The 19,971-nt window shown below is 38.7% G+C and carries 34 protein-coding genes; 2 read left to right on the top strand and 32 right to left on the bottom strand.

The features are described from left to right. Nucleotides 1–8: 8 nt before the first annotated feature. The 30 genes from DOK78_RS03650 to thiD form a co-directional block, all read right to left on the bottom strand. Nucleotides 9–947 carry a DNA-directed RNA polymerase subunit alpha gene (locus DOK78_RS03650; protein ID WP_016176271.1) on the bottom strand — a complete coding sequence of 313 codons (939 nt, stop codon included), beginning with the start codon at nucleotides 945–947 and terminating at the stop codon, nucleotides 9–11. A gap of 80 nt (nucleotides 948–1,027) precedes the next feature. After that, nucleotides 1,028–1,417 (bottom strand): 30S ribosomal protein S11, encoded by a 390-nt coding sequence (gene rpsK, locus DOK78_RS03645; protein ID WP_016176272.1) that lies wholly within the window; start codon nucleotides 1,415–1,417, stop codon nucleotides 1,028–1,030. Nucleotides 1,418–1,444: 27 nt separating this feature from the next. Beyond that, nucleotides 1,445–1,810, bottom strand: a complete 366-nt coding sequence (gene rpsM, locus DOK78_RS03640) for a 30S ribosomal protein S13 (RefSeq protein ID WP_016176273.1) — start codon at nucleotides 1,808–1,810, stop codon at nucleotides 1,445–1,447. An 18-nt stretch (nucleotides 1,811–1,828) separates the two neighbouring features. Next, nucleotides 1,829–1,945 carry a 50S ribosomal protein L36 gene (gene rpmJ, locus DOK78_RS03635; RefSeq protein ID WP_010742772.1) on the bottom strand — a complete coding sequence of 39 codons (117 nt, stop codon included), beginning with the start codon at nucleotides 1,943–1,945 and terminating at the stop codon, nucleotides 1,829–1,831. A gap of 32 nt (nucleotides 1,946–1,977) precedes the next feature. Then, nucleotides 1,978–2,196 (bottom strand): translation initiation factor IF-1, encoded by a 219-nt coding sequence (gene infA, locus DOK78_RS03630; RefSeq protein ID WP_002288695.1) that lies wholly within the window; start codon nucleotides 2,194–2,196, stop codon nucleotides 1,978–1,980. A gap of 188 nt (nucleotides 2,197–2,384) precedes the next feature. Continuing rightward, complete coding sequence (locus tag DOK78_RS03625; RefSeq protein ID WP_207942200.1) at nucleotides 2,385–3,029, bottom strand: adenylate kinase; 645 nt, start codon at nucleotides 3,027–3,029, stop codon at nucleotides 2,385–2,387. 61 nt (nucleotides 3,030–3,090) lie between these two features. After that, nucleotides 3,091–4,383, bottom strand: coding sequence for a preprotein translocase subunit SecY (gene secY, locus DOK78_RS03620; RefSeq protein ID WP_207942201.1), 1,293 nt, complete (start codon nucleotides 4,381–4,383; stop codon nucleotides 3,091–3,093). Then, on the bottom strand, nucleotides 4,383–4,823 hold the full coding sequence (gene rplO, locus DOK78_RS03615; RefSeq protein WP_016176276.1) for a 50S ribosomal protein L15: 441 nt from the start codon (nucleotides 4,821–4,823) through the stop codon (nucleotides 4,383–4,385). The genes secY and rplO overlap by 1 nt, the downstream gene beginning before the upstream one ends. 44 nt (nucleotides 4,824–4,867) lie before the next feature. Beyond that, nucleotides 4,868–5,047, bottom strand: coding sequence for a 50S ribosomal protein L30 (gene rpmD / locus DOK78_RS03610; protein ID WP_016176277.1), 180 nt, complete (start codon nucleotides 5,045–5,047; stop codon nucleotides 4,868–4,870). Between the two features lie 14 nt (nucleotides 5,048–5,061). Continuing rightward, nucleotides 5,062–5,562, bottom strand: a complete 501-nt coding sequence (gene rpsE, locus DOK78_RS03605; RefSeq protein WP_207942202.1) for a 30S ribosomal protein S5 — start codon at nucleotides 5,560–5,562, stop codon at nucleotides 5,062–5,064. Nucleotides 5,563–5,582: 20 nt separating this feature from the next. After that, nucleotides 5,583–5,939: a 50S ribosomal protein L18 gene (gene rplR / locus DOK78_RS03600; RefSeq protein WP_207942203.1), complete on the bottom strand. Its 357-nt coding sequence runs from the start codon at nucleotides 5,937–5,939 to the stop codon at nucleotides 5,583–5,585. 58 nt (nucleotides 5,940–5,997) lie between these two features. Then, nucleotides 5,998–6,534: a 50S ribosomal protein L6 gene (gene rplF, locus DOK78_RS03595; protein WP_207942204.1), complete on the bottom strand. Its 537-nt coding sequence runs from the start codon at nucleotides 6,532–6,534 to the stop codon at nucleotides 5,998–6,000. Nucleotides 6,535–6,565: 31 nt separating this feature from the next. Beyond that, nucleotides 6,566–6,964 (bottom strand): 30S ribosomal protein S8, encoded by a 399-nt coding sequence (gene rpsH, locus DOK78_RS03590; RefSeq protein WP_207942205.1) that lies wholly within the window; start codon nucleotides 6,962–6,964, stop codon nucleotides 6,566–6,568. Between the two features lie 35 nt (nucleotides 6,965–6,999). Beyond that, nucleotides 7,000–7,185 (bottom strand): type Z 30S ribosomal protein S14, encoded by a 186-nt coding sequence (locus tag DOK78_RS03585; RefSeq protein WP_007207616.1) that lies wholly within the window; start codon nucleotides 7,183–7,185, stop codon nucleotides 7,000–7,002. 18 nt (nucleotides 7,186–7,203) lie between these two features. Beyond that, complete coding sequence (gene rplE, locus DOK78_RS03580; RefSeq protein WP_016176282.1) at nucleotides 7,204–7,743, bottom strand: 50S ribosomal protein L5; 540 nt, start codon at nucleotides 7,741–7,743, stop codon at nucleotides 7,204–7,206. 28 nt (nucleotides 7,744–7,771) lie between these two features. Beyond that, on the bottom strand, nucleotides 7,772–8,083 hold the full coding sequence (gene rplX, locus DOK78_RS03575) for a 50S ribosomal protein L24 (protein ID WP_207942206.1): 312 nt from the start codon (nucleotides 8,081–8,083) through the stop codon (nucleotides 7,772–7,774). A 35-nt stretch (nucleotides 8,084–8,118) separates the two neighbouring features. Then, the gene (gene rplN / locus DOK78_RS03570) at nucleotides 8,119–8,487 is read right to left on the bottom strand and encodes a 50S ribosomal protein L14 (RefSeq protein ID WP_016176284.1); all 369 of its coding nucleotides are present in this window, start codon (nucleotides 8,485–8,487) and stop codon (nucleotides 8,119–8,121) included. A 59-nt stretch (nucleotides 8,488–8,546) separates the two neighbouring features. Next, nucleotides 8,547–8,813: a 30S ribosomal protein S17 gene (gene rpsQ / locus DOK78_RS03565; protein ID WP_016176285.1), complete on the bottom strand. Its 267-nt coding sequence runs from the start codon at nucleotides 8,811–8,813 to the stop codon at nucleotides 8,547–8,549. A gap of 24 nt (nucleotides 8,814–8,837) precedes the next feature. Beyond that, nucleotides 8,838–9,026, bottom strand: a complete 189-nt coding sequence (gene rpmC, locus DOK78_RS03560) for a 50S ribosomal protein L29 (RefSeq protein WP_016176286.1) — start codon at nucleotides 9,024–9,026, stop codon at nucleotides 8,838–8,840. Then, entirely contained in the window at nucleotides 9,016–9,450 is a 435-nt protein-coding gene (gene rplP / locus DOK78_RS03555; RefSeq protein ID WP_010734464.1) for a 50S ribosomal protein L16, read from the bottom strand. Before rplP ends, rpmC begins: the two co-directional genes overlap by 11 nt. A gap of 2 nt (nucleotides 9,451–9,452) precedes the next feature. Beyond that, nucleotides 9,453–10,109, bottom strand: a complete 657-nt coding sequence (gene rpsC / locus DOK78_RS03550) for a 30S ribosomal protein S3 (RefSeq protein WP_016176287.1) — start codon at nucleotides 10,107–10,109, stop codon at nucleotides 9,453–9,455. Between the two features lie 13 nt (nucleotides 10,110–10,122). Then, nucleotides 10,123–10,470: a 50S ribosomal protein L22 gene (gene rplV / locus DOK78_RS03545; RefSeq protein WP_207942207.1), complete on the bottom strand. Its 348-nt coding sequence runs from the start codon at nucleotides 10,468–10,470 to the stop codon at nucleotides 10,123–10,125. A 20-nt stretch (nucleotides 10,471–10,490) separates the two neighbouring features. Continuing rightward, nucleotides 10,491–10,769 (bottom strand): 30S ribosomal protein S19, encoded by a 279-nt coding sequence (rpsS, locus tag DOK78_RS03540; RefSeq protein ID WP_016176289.1) that lies wholly within the window; start codon nucleotides 10,767–10,769, stop codon nucleotides 10,491–10,493. A gap of 42 nt (nucleotides 10,770–10,811) precedes the next feature. Beyond that, nucleotides 10,812–11,642, bottom strand: a complete 831-nt coding sequence (gene rplB / locus DOK78_RS03535) for a 50S ribosomal protein L2 (RefSeq protein WP_016176290.1) — start codon at nucleotides 11,640–11,642, stop codon at nucleotides 10,812–10,814. A 37-nt stretch (nucleotides 11,643–11,679) separates the two neighbouring features. Next, nucleotides 11,680–11,967, bottom strand: a complete 288-nt coding sequence (locus DOK78_RS03530; protein WP_207942208.1) for a 50S ribosomal protein L23 — start codon at nucleotides 11,965–11,967, stop codon at nucleotides 11,680–11,682. Continuing rightward, nucleotides 11,967–12,590, bottom strand: coding sequence for a 50S ribosomal protein L4 (rplD, locus tag DOK78_RS03525; protein ID WP_207942209.1), 624 nt, complete (start codon nucleotides 12,588–12,590; stop codon nucleotides 11,967–11,969). The genes DOK78_RS03530 and rplD overlap by 1 nt, the downstream gene beginning before the upstream one ends. A gap of 29 nt (nucleotides 12,591–12,619) precedes the next feature. Then, nucleotides 12,620–13,249, bottom strand: coding sequence for a 50S ribosomal protein L3 (gene rplC, locus DOK78_RS03520; protein ID WP_207942210.1), 630 nt, complete (start codon nucleotides 13,247–13,249; stop codon nucleotides 12,620–12,622). 21 nt (nucleotides 13,250–13,270) lie between these two features. Then, the gene (gene rpsJ / locus DOK78_RS03515) at nucleotides 13,271–13,579 is read right to left on the bottom strand and encodes a 30S ribosomal protein S10 (protein ID WP_016176294.1); all 309 of its coding nucleotides are present in this window, start codon (nucleotides 13,577–13,579) and stop codon (nucleotides 13,271–13,273) included. A 300-nt stretch (nucleotides 13,580–13,879) separates the two neighbouring features. Then, a complete protein-coding gene (locus tag DOK78_RS03510) occupies nucleotides 13,880–14,428 on the bottom strand; it encodes an ECF transporter S component (RefSeq protein WP_207942211.1) in 549 nt (182 codons plus the stop codon). Next, nucleotides 14,425–15,249: a bifunctional hydroxymethylpyrimidine kinase/phosphomethylpyrimidine kinase gene (thiD, locus tag DOK78_RS03505; RefSeq protein WP_207942212.1), complete on the bottom strand. Its 825-nt coding sequence runs from the start codon at nucleotides 15,247–15,249 to the stop codon at nucleotides 14,425–14,427. Before thiD ends, DOK78_RS03510 begins: the two co-directional genes overlap by 4 nt. 100 nt (nucleotides 15,250–15,349) lie before the next feature. Here thiD and DOK78_RS03500 point away from each other — a divergent pair, with 100 nt between their 5' ends. Then, on the top strand, nucleotides 15,350–16,783 hold the full coding sequence (locus DOK78_RS03500) for a PLP-dependent aminotransferase family protein (RefSeq protein WP_207942213.1): 1,434 nt from the start codon (nucleotides 15,350–15,352) through the stop codon (nucleotides 16,781–16,783). After that, complete coding sequence (locus DOK78_RS03495; RefSeq protein WP_207942214.1) at nucleotides 16,776–17,501, top strand: NADPH-dependent oxidoreductase; 726 nt, start codon at nucleotides 16,776–16,778, stop codon at nucleotides 17,499–17,501. The genes DOK78_RS03500 and DOK78_RS03495 overlap by 8 nt, the downstream gene beginning before the upstream one ends. Before the next feature lie 23 nt (nucleotides 17,502–17,524). Here DOK78_RS03495 and DOK78_RS03490 read toward each other — a convergent pair whose 3' ends face one another. Both DOK78_RS03490 and celB read right to left on the bottom strand, forming a co-directional pair. Beyond that, nucleotides 17,525–18,412: a helix-turn-helix domain-containing protein gene (locus DOK78_RS03490; RefSeq protein WP_207942215.1), complete on the bottom strand. Its 888-nt coding sequence runs from the start codon at nucleotides 18,410–18,412 to the stop codon at nucleotides 17,525–17,527. A 205-nt stretch (nucleotides 18,413–18,617) separates the two neighbouring features. After that, a complete protein-coding gene (gene celB / locus DOK78_RS03485) occupies nucleotides 18,618–19,970 on the bottom strand; it encodes a PTS cellobiose transporter subunit IIC (protein ID WP_207942216.1) in 1,353 nt (450 codons plus the stop codon). Nucleotide 19,971: the final 1 nt, after the last annotated feature.

Genomic DNA, 19,971 nt, shown 5'->3' with positions numbered 1-19,971 from the left:
CGTAAAAATTAATCGTCTTTACGTAAGCCTAAACCTAGATCATGTAATTTTGCTTTTACTTCTTCTAGAGATTTACGGCCTAAATTACGTACTTTGATCATTTCTGGTTCAGATTTATTTGTTAATTCTTGTACAGTATTAATTCCTGCACGTTTTAGACAGTTATATGAACGAACTGATAAGTCTAATTCTTCAATAGTCATTTCTAACATTTTCTCTTTTTGAGTTTCTTCTTTTTCAACCATGATTTCAGCGTTTTTCGCTTCATCAGTTAGGTTAACAAAGATATCTAAATGTTCAGTCATGATTTTTGCGGCTAAACTCATTGCATCTAATGGCTCAATTGAACCATCTGTCCAAATTTCCATCGTTAATTTGTCGAAATCATCACGACGACCAACACGAGTATTTTCTACTTGGTAGTTAACACGACGTACAGGTGTATAGATTGAATCAACTGGAAGAACACCAATCGGCATATCTTCTTTTTTATTTTCGTCTGCTTGAACATATCCACGACCTGGTCTAACAGTTAAACGCGCATGGAAAGTTGTTCCTTCAGAAACTGTACAAATGTACATATCTTTATTAAGGATTTCTACATCACTATCAACGATAATATCGCCGGCAGTTACTGTAGCTGGTCCAGTAATATCGATTTCAAGGGTCTTTTCTTCTTCACCGTACATTTTTAATGCAAGACCTTTGATATTCAAGATGATTTGAGCGACGTCTTCTCGAACACCCTTAACAGTTGAGAACTCGTGTAATACTCCATCAATTTGAATATTAGTGATTGCTGCACCTGGTAGAGAAGATAACAAAATGCGACGTAGGGAATTTCCTAGAGTAGTTCCGTAGCCTCTTTCTAGAGGTTCAACGATGAACTTTCCATAATCTTTCTCTTCATCAATTTTTGCAATTCTTGGTTTTTCGAATTCAATCATTCTTATCTCTTACCCCTTTCAAAACGAAAAGTGTCTTGTTCAATGACGTAATTATTGAAACTCAAAATGAGCGGCACTCATTAAACACGACGGCGTTTTGGAGGGCGGCATCCATTATGAGGAACTGGAGTCACGTCACGAATTGCAGTCACTTCCAAACCTGCTGCTTGTAATGAACGAATTGCTGCTTCACGTCCTGAACCAGGACCTTTAACAGTTACCTCTACAGTTCTTAATCCGTGTTCCATTGCTGCTTTTGTTGCAGTTTCTGCTGCCATTTGAGCTGCAAAAGGTGTTGATTTTCTGCTTCCTCTGAATCCTAATGCACCAGCTGACGACCATGCTAACGCGTTACCATGAGTATCAGTGATCATCACAATTGTATTGTTGAATGTTGAGTGGATATGCGCGATACCTGCTTCAATATTCTTTTTCACACGGCGTTTACGACTCACTTTTTTTGCTGCCATGAAGTTTTAACCTCCTTCACTTAGGAATTATTTTTTCTTGCCTGCTACTGTTTTAGACGGGCCTTTACGAGTACGTGCATTGTTTTTCGTGTTTTGTCCACGAACTGGCAATCCACGACGATGACGGATCCCACGGTATGAACCGATTTCCATCAAACGTTTGATGTTTAGGTTAACTTCACGACGTAAGTCACCTTCAACTTTTAATTTATCAATTTCCGCACGGATAGCGTCTGTCTGTTCATTCGTTAAATCACGAACACGAACGTCTTCAGAAACGCCAGCATCTGCTAGAACTTGTTTCGCAGTCGTGTTACCAATACCATAGATATAAGTAAGAGAAACGACTACACGTTTATCACGAGGAATATCTACTCCTGCAATACGAGCCATATCTTGTTACACCTCCGATTATCCTTGACGTTGTTTATGTTTTGGATTTGCTGGGCAAATCACCATAACGCGCCCATTACGACGAATTACTTTACAATGTTCACACATTGGTTTTACTGATGGTCTTACTTTCATGATAATACCTCCTGTGGTTTTACGGAGTACAATTATTTAAAACGATAAGTAATACGGCCACGGTTCAAGTCGTACGGTGATAGTTCAACTGTCACCTTGTCTCCAGGTAAGATGCGAATGTAGTGCATTCTAATTTTACCAGAAACAGTAGCAAGAACTTGGTGTCCATTTTCCAATTCGACTTTAAACATTGCATTCGGCAAAGTTTCGACGACTGTACCTTCGACTTCAATCATATCTTCTTTTGCCACGCACAGTACCTCCTTGTACTTGTTTCGCATTTTCACACGATAAAATGGCGGAAACCAGTGTTCCCACCTTAGATTCTCAAAACAGTCTTCTAATTTCTTAGAAGTCGGACTGATACATTTTAGCATAATATATCATACTTAGCAAGAGAAAGTTACCAAATTGCAAGTCGGATGCGGGCAATCGATCGTTACTCGATGATATTTTTTACATCTGCAAATACAGCATCGATTTCACGATTACCATCAATTGACTGCAATAAACCTTTTTCTTTGTAATATGCTAAGATTGGTTCACTACTTTTCACATTGATAGCTAGACGATTTTTGACCGTCTCAGGCTTATCATCTTCTCGTTGATAGAAGTCATGTCCGCCACAACGATCACAAGTACCTTCTACTTTTGTAGGGTTAAATACTTTATGATAAGTTGCACCGCAATCACGGCAAATATAGCGTCCTGCTAGACGATCAACAAGAATTTCTTCAGGGACATGAATTTCGATGACGGCATCAATTTCTTTTCCAAGGTCTTTCAACATTTGATCTAGCGCTTCTGCTTGATCTAATGTACGAGGGAAACCATCTAATAAGAAACCTTTGTCTGTATCTGATTCAGCTAAACGTTCTTTTACAATTCCGTTTGTCACTTCATCAGGTACTAATTCACCTTTGTCCATGTATGATTTTGCTTCCAGGCCAAGAGCTGTTTCATTGGCCATTGCGGCACGAAACATGTCGCCCGTTGAAATATGCGGAATGTTGTACTCAGCAATAATACGTTCTGCTTGAGTGCCTTTCCCAGCACCGGGTAGTCCCATTAAAATGAGGTTCATTTTAACTCCTCCTGTAAGTTTCTGAATAGTGTTGAGGAAATCCTCAACACCTCATAAAACTTTAATTGATGAAACCAGTATATTTACGTTTTAGCATTAGACCTTCTAACTGTTTCGCAGTTTCTAAGGCTACACCAATAACGATTAACAAACTTGTTCCTCCCAAACCAATTGATTGTGGTAAGTTCCAAATCATTTGTGCCAAAATAGGCAATAATGCAACGAGTCCTAAGAATAGAGCCCCGACAGTACTTAAACGCATCAATAGTTTTGAGACGTATTCTTCTGTTCCTTTACCTGGACGAACACTTGGAATATAGCTACCTTGTTTTTGCAAGTTTTCAGCTAATTTTTCCGGATTCACCTGAACAAAGGCATAGAAGAACGTGAATCCAACGATTAATGTTGTATATAAAATTGCCCCAGGGACAGTATTATAATTAAAAACCGTTTGGACTACATCAAACCAAGCTTCACCTTGGAATGAACCGAATGCTTGTAAGATAGCATTTGGTGTTGTGATAAAAGAGCTTGCGAAGATAACTGGAATAACCCCAGCAGCATTTACTTTCAATGGAAGGTAACTGCTTGTTGGTGCGCCAGCTACTCGTTTGGTATATTGAATCGGGATTTTACGTTCTGCTTGTTGGAAATATGTCACAAAGGTAACAATTGCCAAGACTGCAATCACTAGAATCACCATAAATATGATGGATTTCCATAAATCAGACGAATCAATATTAATAAAGTAGTCTTCAATTAATCCTTTAATATCAACTGGTAAACGTGAAATGATACCTGCAAAGATAATCATTGATACACCATTACCAATTCCTTTGTCCGTAATTTGCTCTCCTAACCAAGTGACAAACATTGTCCCTGTAGTTAAGATGATACCAATTAGCACATATGTTGCTGCATTGGCAGTTGGCAAAAATCCGAACTGAGTCCACATTTGAAATCCTGCAGTTAACGCCATCGATTGTAAAAATCCTAAGACTAATGTCAAATAGCGTGTTGCTTGATTCAATTTCTTACGACCCACTTCCCCTTGTTTTGACCATTCAACGAATTTCGGTACAATATCCATTTGCATCAATTGAACGATAATTGACGCAGTGATATATGGCGAAACCCCCATGGAAAAAATAGAGAAACGTTGCATGGCACTACCACTTACCAAATCAAGCATATTCAAGAAAGGTAAGCTAGAGATAGCTTGCAACTTAGTAACATCTACGCCTGGCACAGTAATATGTGTACCTAGACGAAAGACGAATAAAATCATAATAGTGAATAAAATTCTTGATCTAATATCCTTTACTTTAAAAGCATCCTTTAAAAGTTTTAACATTAGATCACCTCGATTGATCCACCAGCAGCAACGATTGCTTCTTCAGCTGCTTTAGAGAATTTAGCTGCTTTAACAGTTAATTTCTTAGTTAATTCACCGTTTCCTAACACTTTGATTCCAGCTTTTTCGTTTTTAACTAATCCAGCTTCAACTAAAGTTACAGGAGTTACTTCAGTTCCGTCTTCAAAGCGATTTAGAAGGTCAAGGTTAATTACTGCATATTCTTTACGGTTAACATTAGTGAATCCGCGTTTTGGTAAGCGACGGAACAATGGTGTTTGTCCCCCCTCAAAACCTAGACGAACTCCACCACCTGAACGAGCTTTTTGACCTTTTTGTCCACGTCCAGCTGTTTTACCATTACCAGATGATGTACCACGACCTACACGGTTACGCACGTGACGTGATCCTTCTGCAGATTTTAATTCATGAAGTTTCATGGTTTGGCACCTCCTTAATCAAAGTAAATCTATCAAATTGATACTTAAATTTCTTCTACGTCCACTAAATGAGCTACAGTGTTAACCATACCTTTGATTGCATCATTAGCAGGTTTAACAACAGTACTGTTCACTTTACCTAGACCTAACGCTTTAACAGTATCGCGTTGGTTTTGAGGACGTCCGATAACACTGCGTTTTAAAGTAATTTTTAATTCAGCCATTATTTTTGTCCTCCTTAACCGATTAATTCTTCAACTGATTTACCGCGAAGTGCTGCCACTTCTTCAGCGCGTTTTAATTGTTTTAATCCTTCAACAGTTGCGCGAACAACATTGATAGGAGTGTTTGAGCCTAGAGATTTAGATGTGATATCAGCTACCCCAGCTAACTCCAATACGGCACGAACAGGTCCACCAGCGGCTACCCCAGAACCTTCTACAGCAGGTTTCATTAAGATACGTCCGCCACCGAATACACCGATAACTTCGTGTGGGATTGAAGAACCAACCATTGGTACTTCAATTAAGTTTTTCTTAGCGTCTTCAACTGCTTTACGGATTGCTTCTGGAACTTCTTGAGCTTTACCAGTACCAAATCCTACGTGTCCGTTTTTGTCACCGACAACAACTAAAGCTGCGAAACGTAAACGACGTCCACCTTTAACAACTTTTGTTACGCGGTTAATCGCAACAACGCGGTCTTCTAATTCCAAGTGTTTTGGATCAATATAAACCATGAATGGTGTTCCTCCTTCTTCTAAAATTCTAGTCCATTTTCGCGAGCTGCTTCAGCTAAAGCTGCTACACGGCCATGGTAAAGGTATCCACCACGGTCAAAGACTACTTCTTTAATACCTTTTGCTGCTGCACGTTCTGCTACTAATTTACCAACAGCTTGTGCTTGTTCAACTTTTGTTCCACCTGAAATTTCTTTATCCAAGGCAGAGGCACTTGCTAGCGTCACACCCGCTACGTCATCAATTACTTGCGCGTAGATGTTTTTGTTAGAACGGAAAACGTTCAAGCGTGGGCACTCAGCAGTACCAGAGATTTTGTTACGTACACGTTTATGTCTTTTTTGACGTGTTTTATTTTTATCTGGTTTTGTAATCACAATTGTCACCTCTTTATTTTTGCTAGCCTAAGCTGCGAATCGTAAACCCTGTTTACGATTATTTACCAGTTTTACCTTCTTTACGGCGTACGAATTCACCAACATAGCGAATACCTTTGCCTTTATAAGGTTCTGGAGGACGAACGCCACGAATGTTAGCTGCAAATTCGCCAACCATTTCTTTGCTTGTTCCTGATACAACGATAGAAGTATTAGAAGGAACTTCAACTGTAACTCCAGCTGGTGCGTTCATTTCTACTGGATTTGAATAACCAACGTTCAATACAAGTTTTGAACCTTGTAATTGAGCACGGTACCCAACCCCGATAAGTTCTAATCCTTTTTTGAAACCTTCGCTTACGCCAACAACCATGTTATTGAAGTTTGCACGAGTTGTTCCGTGGATTGTTTTCATTTCTTTGCTGTCATTTGGACGAGTGAAAGTTACTTCGTTTCCTTCGATATTCATTTTAATATCTGAAGAAAAAGTACGAGTTAATTCACCTTTAGGTCCTTTAACTGTAACGTCATTTCCTTCTTGCTTGACTTCAACACCAGCAGGAAGAACGACTACTTTATTACCGATACGACTCACGTAGAGACACCTCCTTGTGTATTATTTTAAATTACCATACATAAGCGACAACTTCGCCGCCAACATTTTTAACTCGAGCTTCTTTATCAGTGATAACACCTTCAGAAGTTGAGATGATTGCAATACCTAAACCGTTTAATACTCTTGGTACTTCGTCAGCTTTAACATAAGCACGTAGACCTGGTTTAGAAATACGTTTCAAGTTAGTGATAACACGTTCACCATTTTTTCCATATTTTAGGAAAACACGGATCACGCCTTGTTTGTCATCTTCGATATATTCAACATCACGGATGAAACCTTCTTTTTTCAAGATTTCAGCGATGTCACGTTTGATTTTTGAAGCAGGCACTTCTAATACATCGTGTTTTACCATGTTGGCATTACGGATGCGAGTTAGAAAATCTGCAATTGGATCTGTCATGACCATTAGATGATTTACCTCCTTTATGCGAGTTTACTTGTTTACCAGCTAGCTTTCTTCACGCCGGGAATTTGACCTTTATAGGCAAGTTCGCGGAAGCAAATACGGCAAAGTTTAAATTTACGATAAACTGAATGTGGACGTCCGCAACGTTCGCAACGTGTGTATTCTTGTGTTGAGTGTTTTGCTGGGCGTTTATTTTTAGCAATCATTGATTTTTTAGCCACGTAGTTCGCCTCCTTTTTTTATTTTTGGAATGGCATGCCTAATTGCGTTAACAATTCACGAGATTCTTCATCTGTGTTGGCAGTAGTTACAATAACGATATCCATCCCACGTACTTTGTCTACCAAATCGTAATCAACTTCTGGGAAGATTAATTGTTCTTTGATACCTAATGTATAGTTACCACGTCCGTCGAACGCTTTTTTACTTACACCATGGAAGTCACGTACACGTGGTAATGAAACTGATACTAATTTATCTAAAAATTCGTACATTCTTTCTCCACGTAGAGTAACTTTACAACCGATTGGCATTCCTTCACGTAAGCGGAAGCCAGCGATTGATTTTTTAGCTTTAGTAATCAATGGTTTTTGACCAGAGATTAATGCTAATTCTTCAACAGCTTTATCTAAGTTTTTAGCGTTAGATACTGCATCACCCACACCCATGTTGATAACAATTTTGTCAACTTTTGGTGCTTGCATTACAGAACTATATTCAAATTTTTCCATTAATGATGGAACAACTTCTTTTGTATACTTTTCTTTAAGGCGGTTCATTCAGTAAGCCCCTCCTTCCTTAATTTGATTATTTATCGATAACTTCTCCGGTTTTCTTAGAAACACGGACTTTTTTGCCGTCAACTTCTTTGTAGCTAACACGTGTAGCTTCACCGTTAGATGGATCAATCACCATCACGTTAGAAACATGAATTGGCGCTTCAACTTCAACGATTCCGCCTTGAGGAGCAGCTTGAGAAGGTTTTTGGTGTTTTTTCATGATGTTAACACCTTCAACAACGACTTTATCTTTTTTAGGTAAAGCTTCTAATACAATACCTTCTTTGTTTTTGTCTTTACCAGTGATAACTTTAACTTTATCGCCTTTTTTAACAAACATTACTGTTTCGCACCTCCTTTGATAATGAATAACAATTATAATACTTCTGGTGCTAGGGAAACGATCTTCATGAAGTTGCCTTCGCGTAGTTCACGAGCAACTGGACCGAAGATACGAGTTCCACGTGGGCTCTTATCGTCACGGATAATAACCGCAGCATTTTCATCAAATTTAATGTAAGAACCGTCTGCACGACGAGCGCCTGATTTCGTACGAACAATAACTGCTTTAACTACGTCACCTTTTTTAACAACTCCACCTGGCGTTGCTTGTTTAACCGTAGCAACAATTACGTCACCGATATTGGCAGTTTTACGACCTGAGCCACCAAGGACTTTGATCGTTAGAATTTCGCGTGCGCCTGAGTTGTCAGCGACTCTTAAACGACTTTCTTGTTGGATCACGATGTGTATCCTCCTTTCAGATTTTGGAAATTCAATCTATATAGGAAAATCTCGTGTGATTAAATAATCACTGCCTTTTCAACAATCTCTACTAGACGGAAACGTTTCGTAGCTGATAATGGACGAGTTTCCATAACTTTCACGATATCGCCAACTTTTGCTTCGTTGTTTTCATCGTGTGCTTTGTATTTCTTAGAATATTTCATGCGTTTACCGTAGATAGGGTGGTTTTTCTTAGTTTCAACTACTACTGTAATTGTTTTATCCATTTTGTCGGATACCACGCGACCTTGATAAACTTTGCGTTGATTTCTTTCTTCAGTCATACGCTAAATGGCCTCCTTCCACTATTACTTTGCTTGTTCACGCAAAACTGTTTTGATGCGTGCAATCGATTTACGTACTTCTTGGATACGTGCAGTGTTTTCTAGTTGACCTGTAGCTAATTGGAATCTTAAGTTAAACAATTCTTCTTTTAATTGTTTTTCTTGATCTAGCATTTCGGCAGTGGTTAATTCTCTGATTTCTTTAACCTTCATTCGATTCACCACCCATTTCTTCACGTTTTACGATTTTAGTTTTCATTGGTAATTTGTGTGAAGCAAGACGTAATGCTTCGCGAGCTACTTCTTCAGATACGCCAGCAATTTCAAACATGATTTTTCCACGTTTAACTGGTGCTACCCATCCTTCAGGAGCCCCTTTACCTTTACCCATACGAACCCCAATGGCTTTACTTGTATAAGATTTGTGAGGGAAAATTTTAATCCACACTTTCCCGCCACGTTTCATGTAACGAGTCATTGCGATACGAGAAGCTTCGATTTGGCGGTTTGTAATCCAATGAGATTCAACAGCTTGTAAGCCGTATTCACCAAAAGCTACTTCTTTACCACCTTTAGCTTCACCACGCATTTTTCCGCGGAATTCGCGACGGTGTTTTACACGTTTAGGTACTAACATGCTTATTTCCCTCCTTTCTCAGTGTTCTTTTTAGTTGGAAGAACTTCTCCACGATAGATCCATACTTTAACACCAAGTTTTCCGTATGTTGTATCTGCTTCTTCCCATGCGTAATCGATGTCCGCACGTAATGTGTGTAAAGGAACAGTTCCTTCAGAGTAACCTTCCGCACGAGCGATATCCGCACCGTTTAAACGTCCTGATACTTGAGTTTTGATTCCTTTAGCGCCAGCGCGCATTGAGCGTTGGATTGCTTGTTTTTGAGCACGACGGAAAGCAACACGATTTTCTAATTGACGTGCAATTCCTTCGCCTACTAATTTAGCGTCTAAATCTGGTTTTTTGATTTCCACAATGTTGATGTGTACTCTCTTACCAGTTAATTTGTTCAATTCTTTTCTTAGGCTTTCGACTTCAGAACCGCCTTTACCGATAACCATACCTGGTCGAGCTGTGTGAATTGAAACGTTCACGCGGTTTGCAGCGCGTTCGATTTCAACTGTTGACACAGCGGCATCAGCAAGTTTAGATGCGATAAATTTGCGAATTCTTAAATCTTCGTGTAGAAAGTCTGCGTAATCTTTCTCAGCATACCATTTTGCATCCCAGTCACGGATGATGCCTACACGCATTCCAATTGGATGTACTTTTTGACCCACTGATTGTCCCTCCTTATTTTTCTGATACAACTACCGTAATATGACTTGTACGTTTGTTGATTGGAGATGCTGAACCTTTCGCGCGAGGACGGAAACGTTTCATTGTTGGTCCTTCGTTTACAAAGGCTTCAGATACTACTAAGTTTTCAACATCTAAGTCAAAGTTATTTTCTGCATTTGCGATTGCTGACATCAATACTTTTTCAATGATTCCAGCAGCTTTGTTCGGTGTGAACTTTAGGATAGCAATTGCTTCAGCAACGCTTTTTCCTCTAATTAAATCGATAACTAGACGTGATTTACGAGGAGAAACGCGGACTGTTTTAGCAGTTGCTTTCGCTGATGTGATTTGTTCTGCCATTTGTATATCCTCCCCTCAAATTAACGTCTTGTTTTCTTATCGTCAGCAACGTGGCCACGATAAGTTCTTGTTGGTGCAAATTCACCTAGTTTATGTCCTACCATGTCTTCTTGGATATAAACTGGCACATGTTTACGTCCATCGTAAACTGCGATGGTAAACCCGATAAAACTTGGGAAGATTGTAGAACGACGAGACCAAGTTCTAATTACTTTTTTCTTTTCAGCGCCTTGTTGTGCTTCGACCTTTTTCATCAAATGATCATCGACAAAAGGTCCTTTCTTTAAACTACGACCCATGGTGAACCTCCTCTCAAAATGTGCAACACATGGTTAATGTAATTATTTATTTTTACGACGAACGATAAGTTTATCTGACTTCGCTTTTTTGCTACGAGTTTTGTAACCAATAGCTGGTTGACCCCAAGGTGATACTGGAGCTGGACGGCCGATAGGAGCTTTACCTTCACCACCACCGTGTGGGTGATCGTTAGGGTTCATTACGCTACCACGTACAGTTGGGCGTTTACGCATCCAACGAGAACGACCTGCTTTACCGATATTGATTAATTCGTGTTGTTCGTTACCAACTGAACCGATTGTTGCACGGCAAGTTGCTAAGATCATACGAACTTCGCCTGAGTTCAAGCGGATCAATACGTATTTTCCTTCTTTACCAAGTACTTGTGCACTTGTACCAGCTGAACGGATTAATTGTCCGCCTTTTCCTGGTTTCATTTCGATGTTGTGGATAACTGTACCTACTGGAATGTTTTCTAGTGGTAATGCGTTACCTACTTTAATATCTGCATCTGGTCCAGAAACGACAGTCATGCCAACTTCCAATCCTTTAGGTGCTAAGATATATGATTTAACTCCATCTTCGTAATGTACTAACGCGATGTTAGCAGAACGGTTTGGATCGTACTCGATAGTTTTAACTAATGCAACTACGTTATCTTTGTTACGTTTGAAGTCGACTAAACGGTATTGACGCTTGTGACCGCCACCTTGGTGACGTACAGTAATGCGACCGTTGTTGTTACGACCTGCATGGTTTTTCAATGGTGCTAATAATGATTTTTCTGGTTTAGAAGCAGTGATTTCTGCAAAATCAGAAGAAGTCATATTACGACGACCATTTGAGGTAGGCTTGTAATGTTTAATTGCCACGTCTTTTTCCCTCCTATTTTATTCTAATTCGTACAGCTTATTCAGCTGAGAAAATTTCGATTTCTTTTGAATCTTCAGTTAAAGTCACAACAGCTTTGCGACGTTTTTTTGTGTATCCCGCATATTTACCCATGCGTTTGAATTTTGGACGCACGTTGATGATGTTTACGTTTTTTACGTCAACACCAAATGCTGCTTCAACAGCTTGTTTTACTAATGTTTTATTTGCGCGAGTGTCCACTTCGAAAGTGTATTTCTTTTCATCCATAGCAAGCATAGATTTTTCAGTGATCACTGGGCGTTTAATTACGTCTAGTAAGTTCATTATGCAAGCACCTCCTCAATTTGAGTAAGAGCAGTTTGAGTTGCTAACACTTTGTTGTTTGAAACAACGTCTAAAACACTTACGTTATTAGCAGCTACTACAGAAACGTTTGGTAAGTTACGAGCAGATAATGCTGCAAAGTCGTTACCTTCTTCTAATACTACTAATACTTTAGAGTCAATAGACAAGTTAGCAAGAACTTGTTTGAATTCTTTTGTTTTTGGTGCATCGAAGCTTAAACCTTCAACAGCTACCAAGTTATTTTCAGCAACTTTTTCTGATAAGACAGATTTAATTGCTAAGCGACGAACTTTTTTAGGAAGTTTGTAGCTGTATGAACGTGGTGTTGGTCCGAAGACAACTCCACCTCCACGCCATTGTGGTGAACGAATTGAACCTTGACGAGCACGACCTGTTCCTTTTTGACGCCATGGTTTACGACCGCCACCGCGAACATCTCCACGGTTTTTAACAGCGTGTGTTCCTTGTCTTAATGAAGCACGTTGCATGATGATTGCATCAAAAACAACTGATTCATTTGGTTCGATTCCGAAAATTTCTTCGTTTAAAGTGATTTCGCCAGCTTGGCTTCCATCTTGTTTAAATAATGCTACATTCGGCATTCCTTAGTTCCTCCTTTCTTCCTATCTACTTATTTAGCTTTCACAGCTGATTTAATTGTAATCAATGATTTTTTCGCTCCAGGAACGTTACCTTTGATAAGGATAACATTACGTTCAGCATCCACACGTACAATTTCCAAGTTTTGGATTGTTACGCGGTTGCCACCCATACGTCCTGCAAGACGTTTGCCTTTAAATACACGGTTAGGTGCAACTGGACCCATTGATCCAGGACGACGATGGTAACGAGAACCGTGAGCCATTGGTCCACGAGATTGTCCGTGACGTTTGATAACGCCTTGGAATCCTTTACCTTTTGTAGTTCCTGTTACGTCAACGATGTCTCCAGCTTGGAATACGTCAACTTTAATTTCTGATCCTACTTCTAAGCTCTCTAGCTCAACATCCTTGAATTCGCGAATGAAGCGCTTAGGAGCCGTGTTTGCTTTTGCAACATGACCTTTCGCAGGTTTGTTACTTAAAACTTCACGTAAATCTTGGTAACCTACTTGAACTGCTTCGTAACCATCGTTTTCAACTGTTTTAAGTTGTAAAACAACGTTTGGAGTAGCTTCAACTACAGTTACTGGAATTAATTCACCTGATTCTGTGAAGATTTGAGTCATTCCCACTTTTTTCCCTAAGATTCCTTTGGTCATGATTACACCTCCAGTTAATTATTATAGTTTGATTTCGATGTTAACACCTGATGGTAAGTCTAGCTTCATTAAAGCGTCAACTGTTTTTGGTGTTGGGTTCACAATGTCGATTAGACGTTTGTGTGTACGCATTTCGAATTGTTCGCGTGAATCTTTGTATTTATGTGTTGCACGGATGATTGTATATAGACTGCGCTCTGTTGGCAATGGAATTGGACCTGAGATAGTAGCTCCAGTTCTTTTTGCAGTTTCTACGATTTTATCCGCTGATTGGTCTAAAATACGGTGTTCATACGCTTTTAAACGGATACGAATTTTTTGTTTTGCCATTTATTTTCCCTCCTTCGTCTATTTTGAAAAGTAGACATAGCTCCACGAAAATTTTCCGTCACGCTCGTCCATGGCAAAGCGTCCGGGCGTGTCGCAACCTCTCGTTTCGTAGCCGGCAGATTTTTTCTCTACCACTGTGTGTAACATACTCTTTCATATGCAGCACCTCAATGAGTATATTATATCTACACTAGAATAGCAAGCATTTTATTCAATAAATTTTATTTTTTTCTGAAAATAATAGCAAAACTGTTTTCAAACAAAAAAGACCGTGTTGAACAATCAACATGGTCTTTTCGTTTATTGAACAAATCTTTGTCTAAAGGTTCGATCCAACGCTTTTTTCAATGGGAAGTATAAGAACGATACAATTAATGCTGTTAAGCAAACATTAATGACTGTTGCAGGTAACTTAATGGCTGCTGCTGTAATTGCTGGAACGAAATCCATCCCTAAGAACATTTGGCGTACCGTATTTTTGGCTTGCGTCATAAGTAACTTTGCAACGCCTGTTCCTGCAGCAATAACTAAGATTTGCCAAACATGCGTCGGATTCTTTTTAAATAGAAGAAACAGACCATAAGCAGCAGCTCCCACAATAAAACTTTCAAAGATAAAATACGGTGCTTCACTAGCATAACCATTCAATATATCAAAAATGGCAAAACCTAAACCTCCTGCTAGCGAACCTTTGACGTATCCCAAATATAAAACGGATAACAATAATACAGCATTCCCTAAATGAACAAACGCGCCTGTCGGCAACGGAATTTTAATCATCGTTCCAATAACCGTTAACGCAGTAAACAAAGCGACGAGCACGATTGTTTGAATATTGGTATTTTTCATTTCGATTCCTCCATTCTATTTTCTGCTTGATTATACGCTCCATGCCAGACATGTCCCACGTAAGGGTTAATGCGGACACCTTGTTCGATGGCTTTAGCAACGAATTTCTTGGCTAGGATAACGGCTTCTTTGGCAGAGTAACCTTTTGCCAAACCTGCCGTAATTGCCGCAGCAAAGGTACAGCCCGCACCATGATTGCAATCGGTCGGAATCAATTCGTTTTCCAAGACAGTAAATTCTTTCCCATCATAAAATATGTCGATGGCTTGATCTAGTCCTAAACGATGTCCACCTTTGACAACAACGTGCTTAGCACCTAGCTGATGAATAATTGTCGCTGCTTGTTTCATATCTTCAATAGAAGTTAAATCGCCCATACCAGATAAAATCCCTGCTTCTACTAAGTTAGGTGTCGTCACATATGCTTTTGGCAATAAGTATTGTTTAATTCCGACAACACTTTTTGGTTGTAAAATTTGAGCTGTTCCTTTGCAAGCAATAACGGGATCAATGACAACATGTTGCACATGATGCTTTTCAATAAATTCACTGGCTACCTGAATATTTTTTTCATTGCCCATCATCCCGGTTTTCAACGCATCAATAGTTCCTCCAGCAAAAACGGAAATCAATTGTTTGCGTAATACCTCTTCGGATAATTCAGTCACTTCATGCGACCAACCATTTTCTGGATCCATTGTAACGATAGATGTCATACTAGAAAAACCAAAAACACCGTATTCTTCAAATGTTTTTAAGTCAGCTTGTAAGCCCGCTCCACCTGTTGAATCTGATCCAGCAATTGTTACTACTTTTTTCATACACTCACCCCTTGTGTTTTTTAGTATAACGAATGCTACACTTGACGAAAACAGCCAATTGGCTTATTTTTAAACCAACCAATTTAAAAGGAGTAAGCCGATGTGGAAAATTAATAAACAAGACAAGACCCCTTTATACCAACAAATCACGTCTCAAATCATCCAAGCCATTCAACAAGGACAACTCATGCCTGGCGATAAACTTCCGCCTGAAAGACAGCTTTCTCAATTATATGGTGTCAATCGTTCCACTGTTGTACGAGCTTTAGAAGAACTGGTTAGTTTGGGATGGATTACGCGCAAGCAAGGAAGTGGCACGCGTGTTGCTCAAGGACGTTGGGGAAGTCGCCAGCTGTTGATGAATCAATGGCGTGCGCTACTTTCTAGTCCTTTTTTAAAAGAGGATCCTTATGTTAGCGAGTTGAAGAAAAAGCAGACTCAGATAGGTACGATTGATTTGTATACTGGTGATTTACCTGAAGAATTGATTCCTGATTTTGAATTCCCTGCTATCACGTGGGAACAAGTATTATATGAAGAAAAAAAAATTCATCCCACTGGTTATTTACCTTTGAAAAAGCACTTATTAAATCATTTAGCTGAAGAATTTCATTTACCGATTACTGGTCAGGATTTGTTAATCACTTCTGGCTCAACTCAAGGAATTTTTCTATTAATTCAAGTTTTACTGGATACAGGAAGTTATATGGCCACGGAAGACCCTTCATTTTTGTTCGCCTTACCTTTATTTGCCTCGCTGGGGATTCATTTAGTAGGTATCAAACAGGATGAAGAAGGCATCGACTGTCACGAATTGGAGCAAGCAATTCAAACAAAAAAAATTAAATTGTTGTACCTCAATCCCAACCATCAAAACCCGACTGGTAAAACAATGTCTTTAGCCAGACGTAAAGCAATTGTCGCTTTATGCGAGAAATATCATTTACCCATTATTGAAGATGATGTTTTTAGCGAACTGGGCTTTGACGAAACCTTACCTTCTTTAAAAAGTTTGGCTCCTGATCAGGTAATCTACGTTGGTTCATTGTCCAAATTATTTGGCTCTACTATCAAAATTGGCTGGTTATTAGCACCACAAACGTTAATCACTAGTCTAGCAAGTGCCAAAAAAAGAATGGAAAGTGATACTGACCTCTTCCCACAGTTATTAGCGACAGCCGCTTTAACTTCTAGTGACTATAAACAAAAACAAATCCATTTGTTACACGAGTTACGGCACCGCAGTCAAAATTTTGAAACGCTCATGCAACCATTCGCCTCTGATTGGACGTATATCCCTATCCAAGGTGGCTTATATTATTGGTTAACCTGGCAACATCAAGCGTTGACTAGAAAAGATTGGCAGCTTTTTCTTGAAGAAAATCTCTTAACCGCCCCAGCATTTCTATTTAGCAATGATACAATGTCTGTTAGAATAAATTATACTAGACTCTCTGATGCACAATTATCTATCTTCCAGACAAGTTTGTTGCGCATTACCGAGAAAATTAGAAAGGATGCTGTTTATGAATGAAACAATCAATTTGTTAACAAACCATCGTAGTTACCGCAACTTCGATGGTGATTACCAACTTTCAGATGAAAAATTACAAGCCATTTTAGCGGCTGCACGTCAAGCGCCTTCTTGGATGAACGGCCAAATGTATTCGATTATTGTGATTAGAGATCAAGCGATTCGCCAACAATTAGTGGAATGGAATCCAGGTAATCCCCATATGTTAAACAGTTCTGTCTTTTTATTATTTGTGGCGGATTTAAAACGAACACAACAAATCGCCCAGCAACAAGACGTTCCTTATCCCGTTGACGATGGTTTGCATCCTTTAATTATTGCTACTACTGATACTAGCCTCGCCTTGCAAAATGCGATTATCGCCAGTGAATCACTCGGTTTAGGTGTGGTCCCCGTCGGAAGTGTTCGAAACAATATTGAGGAAATCAGTGACTTATTGCACCTACCTGATTATGTCTATCCTGTCGCAGGATTAAGTATCGGCAAACCAATTGTGGATATGAAAGTGAAACCGCGCTTACCTGAAAAAGCCGTCATTCATTATGATACGTACCAGCCTTATGATGAACAATTGATTGCAGATTACGATGAAACAATGGAAAAATTTGGAGAAGCTCGCGAAACAAAACGTTGGACGAAAAAATTTGCTGACTACTTTAGTCAAAAACCTGCCGAAAACATTGATCATTATTTGAGAAAACAAAAGTTGATTAAATAAAAAGCTTAGGGCGTTAGAATGCCCTAAGCTTTTTCGTACATATGTTCAATGATATTTTCTTGTTTTCTAACAAGCGTATAACTGTTTTCAGCATCAATAAAAATAAATTGTTTGCTTTTTAAGAAAGTAAAAATAGTTCCTAGCATTTTTCGTTCTTTTGAGTTCACACGATAATAGCCCCGTAAATCGAGTTCAATCACTTCTTTTTTACGTGTAGTTACTTGTAGATAAAATGGTTCACGTAATGTTTGATGCATACGAGGTGTATAACCGTTCCAACTAATCGCTACTTTTGTCGGGTTAAGCTTATATTTTTTAAAACAAACGTTGATTTCTGTTATTTCGTTATAGGCAATAAATGCTGTTTTTCGCAAACCTAGTATTCCAAAAATTGGTAAAATAAATTGTTCCAATCCATTTAATTGCGACATTATCTTAGTATGGAAAATAGGATACGAGATACCTTTTTTCTCTAATGTCCAATAACTGTAATACGTTTTGTAATCATACGGCAAACAGTACGTCAAAAAGACGTAAAAGAGTGTAGCTACAAACAAACTGATTAAAATCATACTCAAAGCATCACCAATAGAACGCCATTCCGATATTTCCATCATCAATGAACCTATAAAAAGGGAGACCAAAATTGTTATTAAAATAATGGCGGGTTTCGCACTTTGTGGTTTTCCATAATGCAACGGAAAACTCAAATATGCTTCTCCCGTAATCAATTCATCTAACGAAATATTCAATAAGCCACTTAATAAAATTAAATTATCAATCCCTGGTAAACTCTCCCCATTTTCCCATTTAGACACAGATTGTCGTGAAATATTTAGTTGTTCAGCCAATTGTTGTTGCGATAGCTCATTTTCTTTTCTGAACCGTACAATATTTTGTGCTAATGACATGAAGACATTCCTCCTAAAAACTAATATTTGCTTTTAAGCTTACTAAAACAGCAATATTTTTACACGCACTTATTAGTTGCACCCTAATAAATCAAGGTTTTATTAGAGTCCAACTCGGAAGTTATTCTAGAAAATAAAAACAATTAAGAATTCAAAATGTGAACTCTTAATTGTTTAATTTAGTAACATTTTTAGAAGAACATTCTTACGCTAATTCTTCACTTGTTTCTTGTTCTTCTTTTACAAGACGTGCATCATAAGCTTTCGCAAATGGGAACCAGATAACAAAGGCAGCTAAGGCACATATTACCGCTACTACAGCAGCTTTCCAGTCACCACCTGTACCGATAAATGCACCGATACCGATTGGTGATGGCCAAGGCATTTGTGCAATCATTGGACGAATAAGTTCTAATTTAATCGCAAAGAAAGCAATTGACATCGACGCCATTGGAGCCAAGAAGAATGGTAAAGCTAAGAATGGGTTATAAATGATTGGAACCCCAAAAATTAATGGTTCATTGATATTGAATAAAGCTGGAACGATAGACGCTTTTCCAAGTACAGAAAGTTGTTTTGATTTTGCCATGTAAACTAAGAATAAACAGAATCCTAATGTTGCTCCTGAACCACCGACTGTTACATACGCATTATTAAACTCTCCTGCTAAAGCATAGTTTCCACCTTCAACGTTCGCAACCAAGTTGGTTAAAGCAATTGGGTTGATAAATGAGAAAATAATATTTGCTCCATGAATCCCAACTAGCCATAATGCATGAACTAGGAAATAAATGACCATTAAGCCTAACCATGTATCGGTTAAGTTTGTTACGAATCCAAATGGAATTGAAATCAATTCAAAAATATCTGTTCCTAAAGCAATTAATACACCATTAATAAGAATAACTGCAAATGCTACAACAAATGCTGGAATTAAAGCAGTAAAGGCACGCGCTACACCCAATGGTACTTCTTCAGGCATTTTGATAATCCATTTTTTGGCTACACACAAACGATACAGTTGAACAGCAATAATTGACATAATAATACCAGTGAAAATCCCCACTGTACCTAGACGAGCGGGTCCATCGCCACCAATAGCCCAACCGTTGACAATAACAGCTTCTGCATCATTGACACGTGTCATCACACCATCTTCAAAAACAAGTTGCGGAATTGCCATAAAGAATGCAAACATCGATAATAATGCCCCACTCATTGGCGCCATATCTAACCCATCTTCTTCAGCAATAATTTTTGTGTATTCATAACCTAATACGATACAGAAGTACAATGCTAAAATCCCCATTGTCGTGCTATTAGCTAACATATACAAATCACTGAATTTGAAGAAAGTTGCATTAAAGAATCCTTCTAGTACTGGAAACGTTAAGGGTAATACATTTAAAACTAAAAACATTGATCCCACGATTGTAAATGGAATTGTCGCCATCCCTGCACCCATGATTGCTCGTACAATTTTATATTGGGCAATTTTACCCATAGGTCCCATGATCGCTTTTTCCAAAAAAGAAAATAGTTTGCTTTGTTCTTCCATT

It is taken from the genome of Enterococcus sp. DIV2402, assembly GCF_017426705.2.
Classification (GTDB): domain Bacteria; phylum Bacillota; class Bacilli; order Lactobacillales; family Enterococcaceae; genus Enterococcus_F; species Enterococcus_F lowellii.
This window is presented reverse-complemented; position numbering and strand designations above follow the sequence as displayed.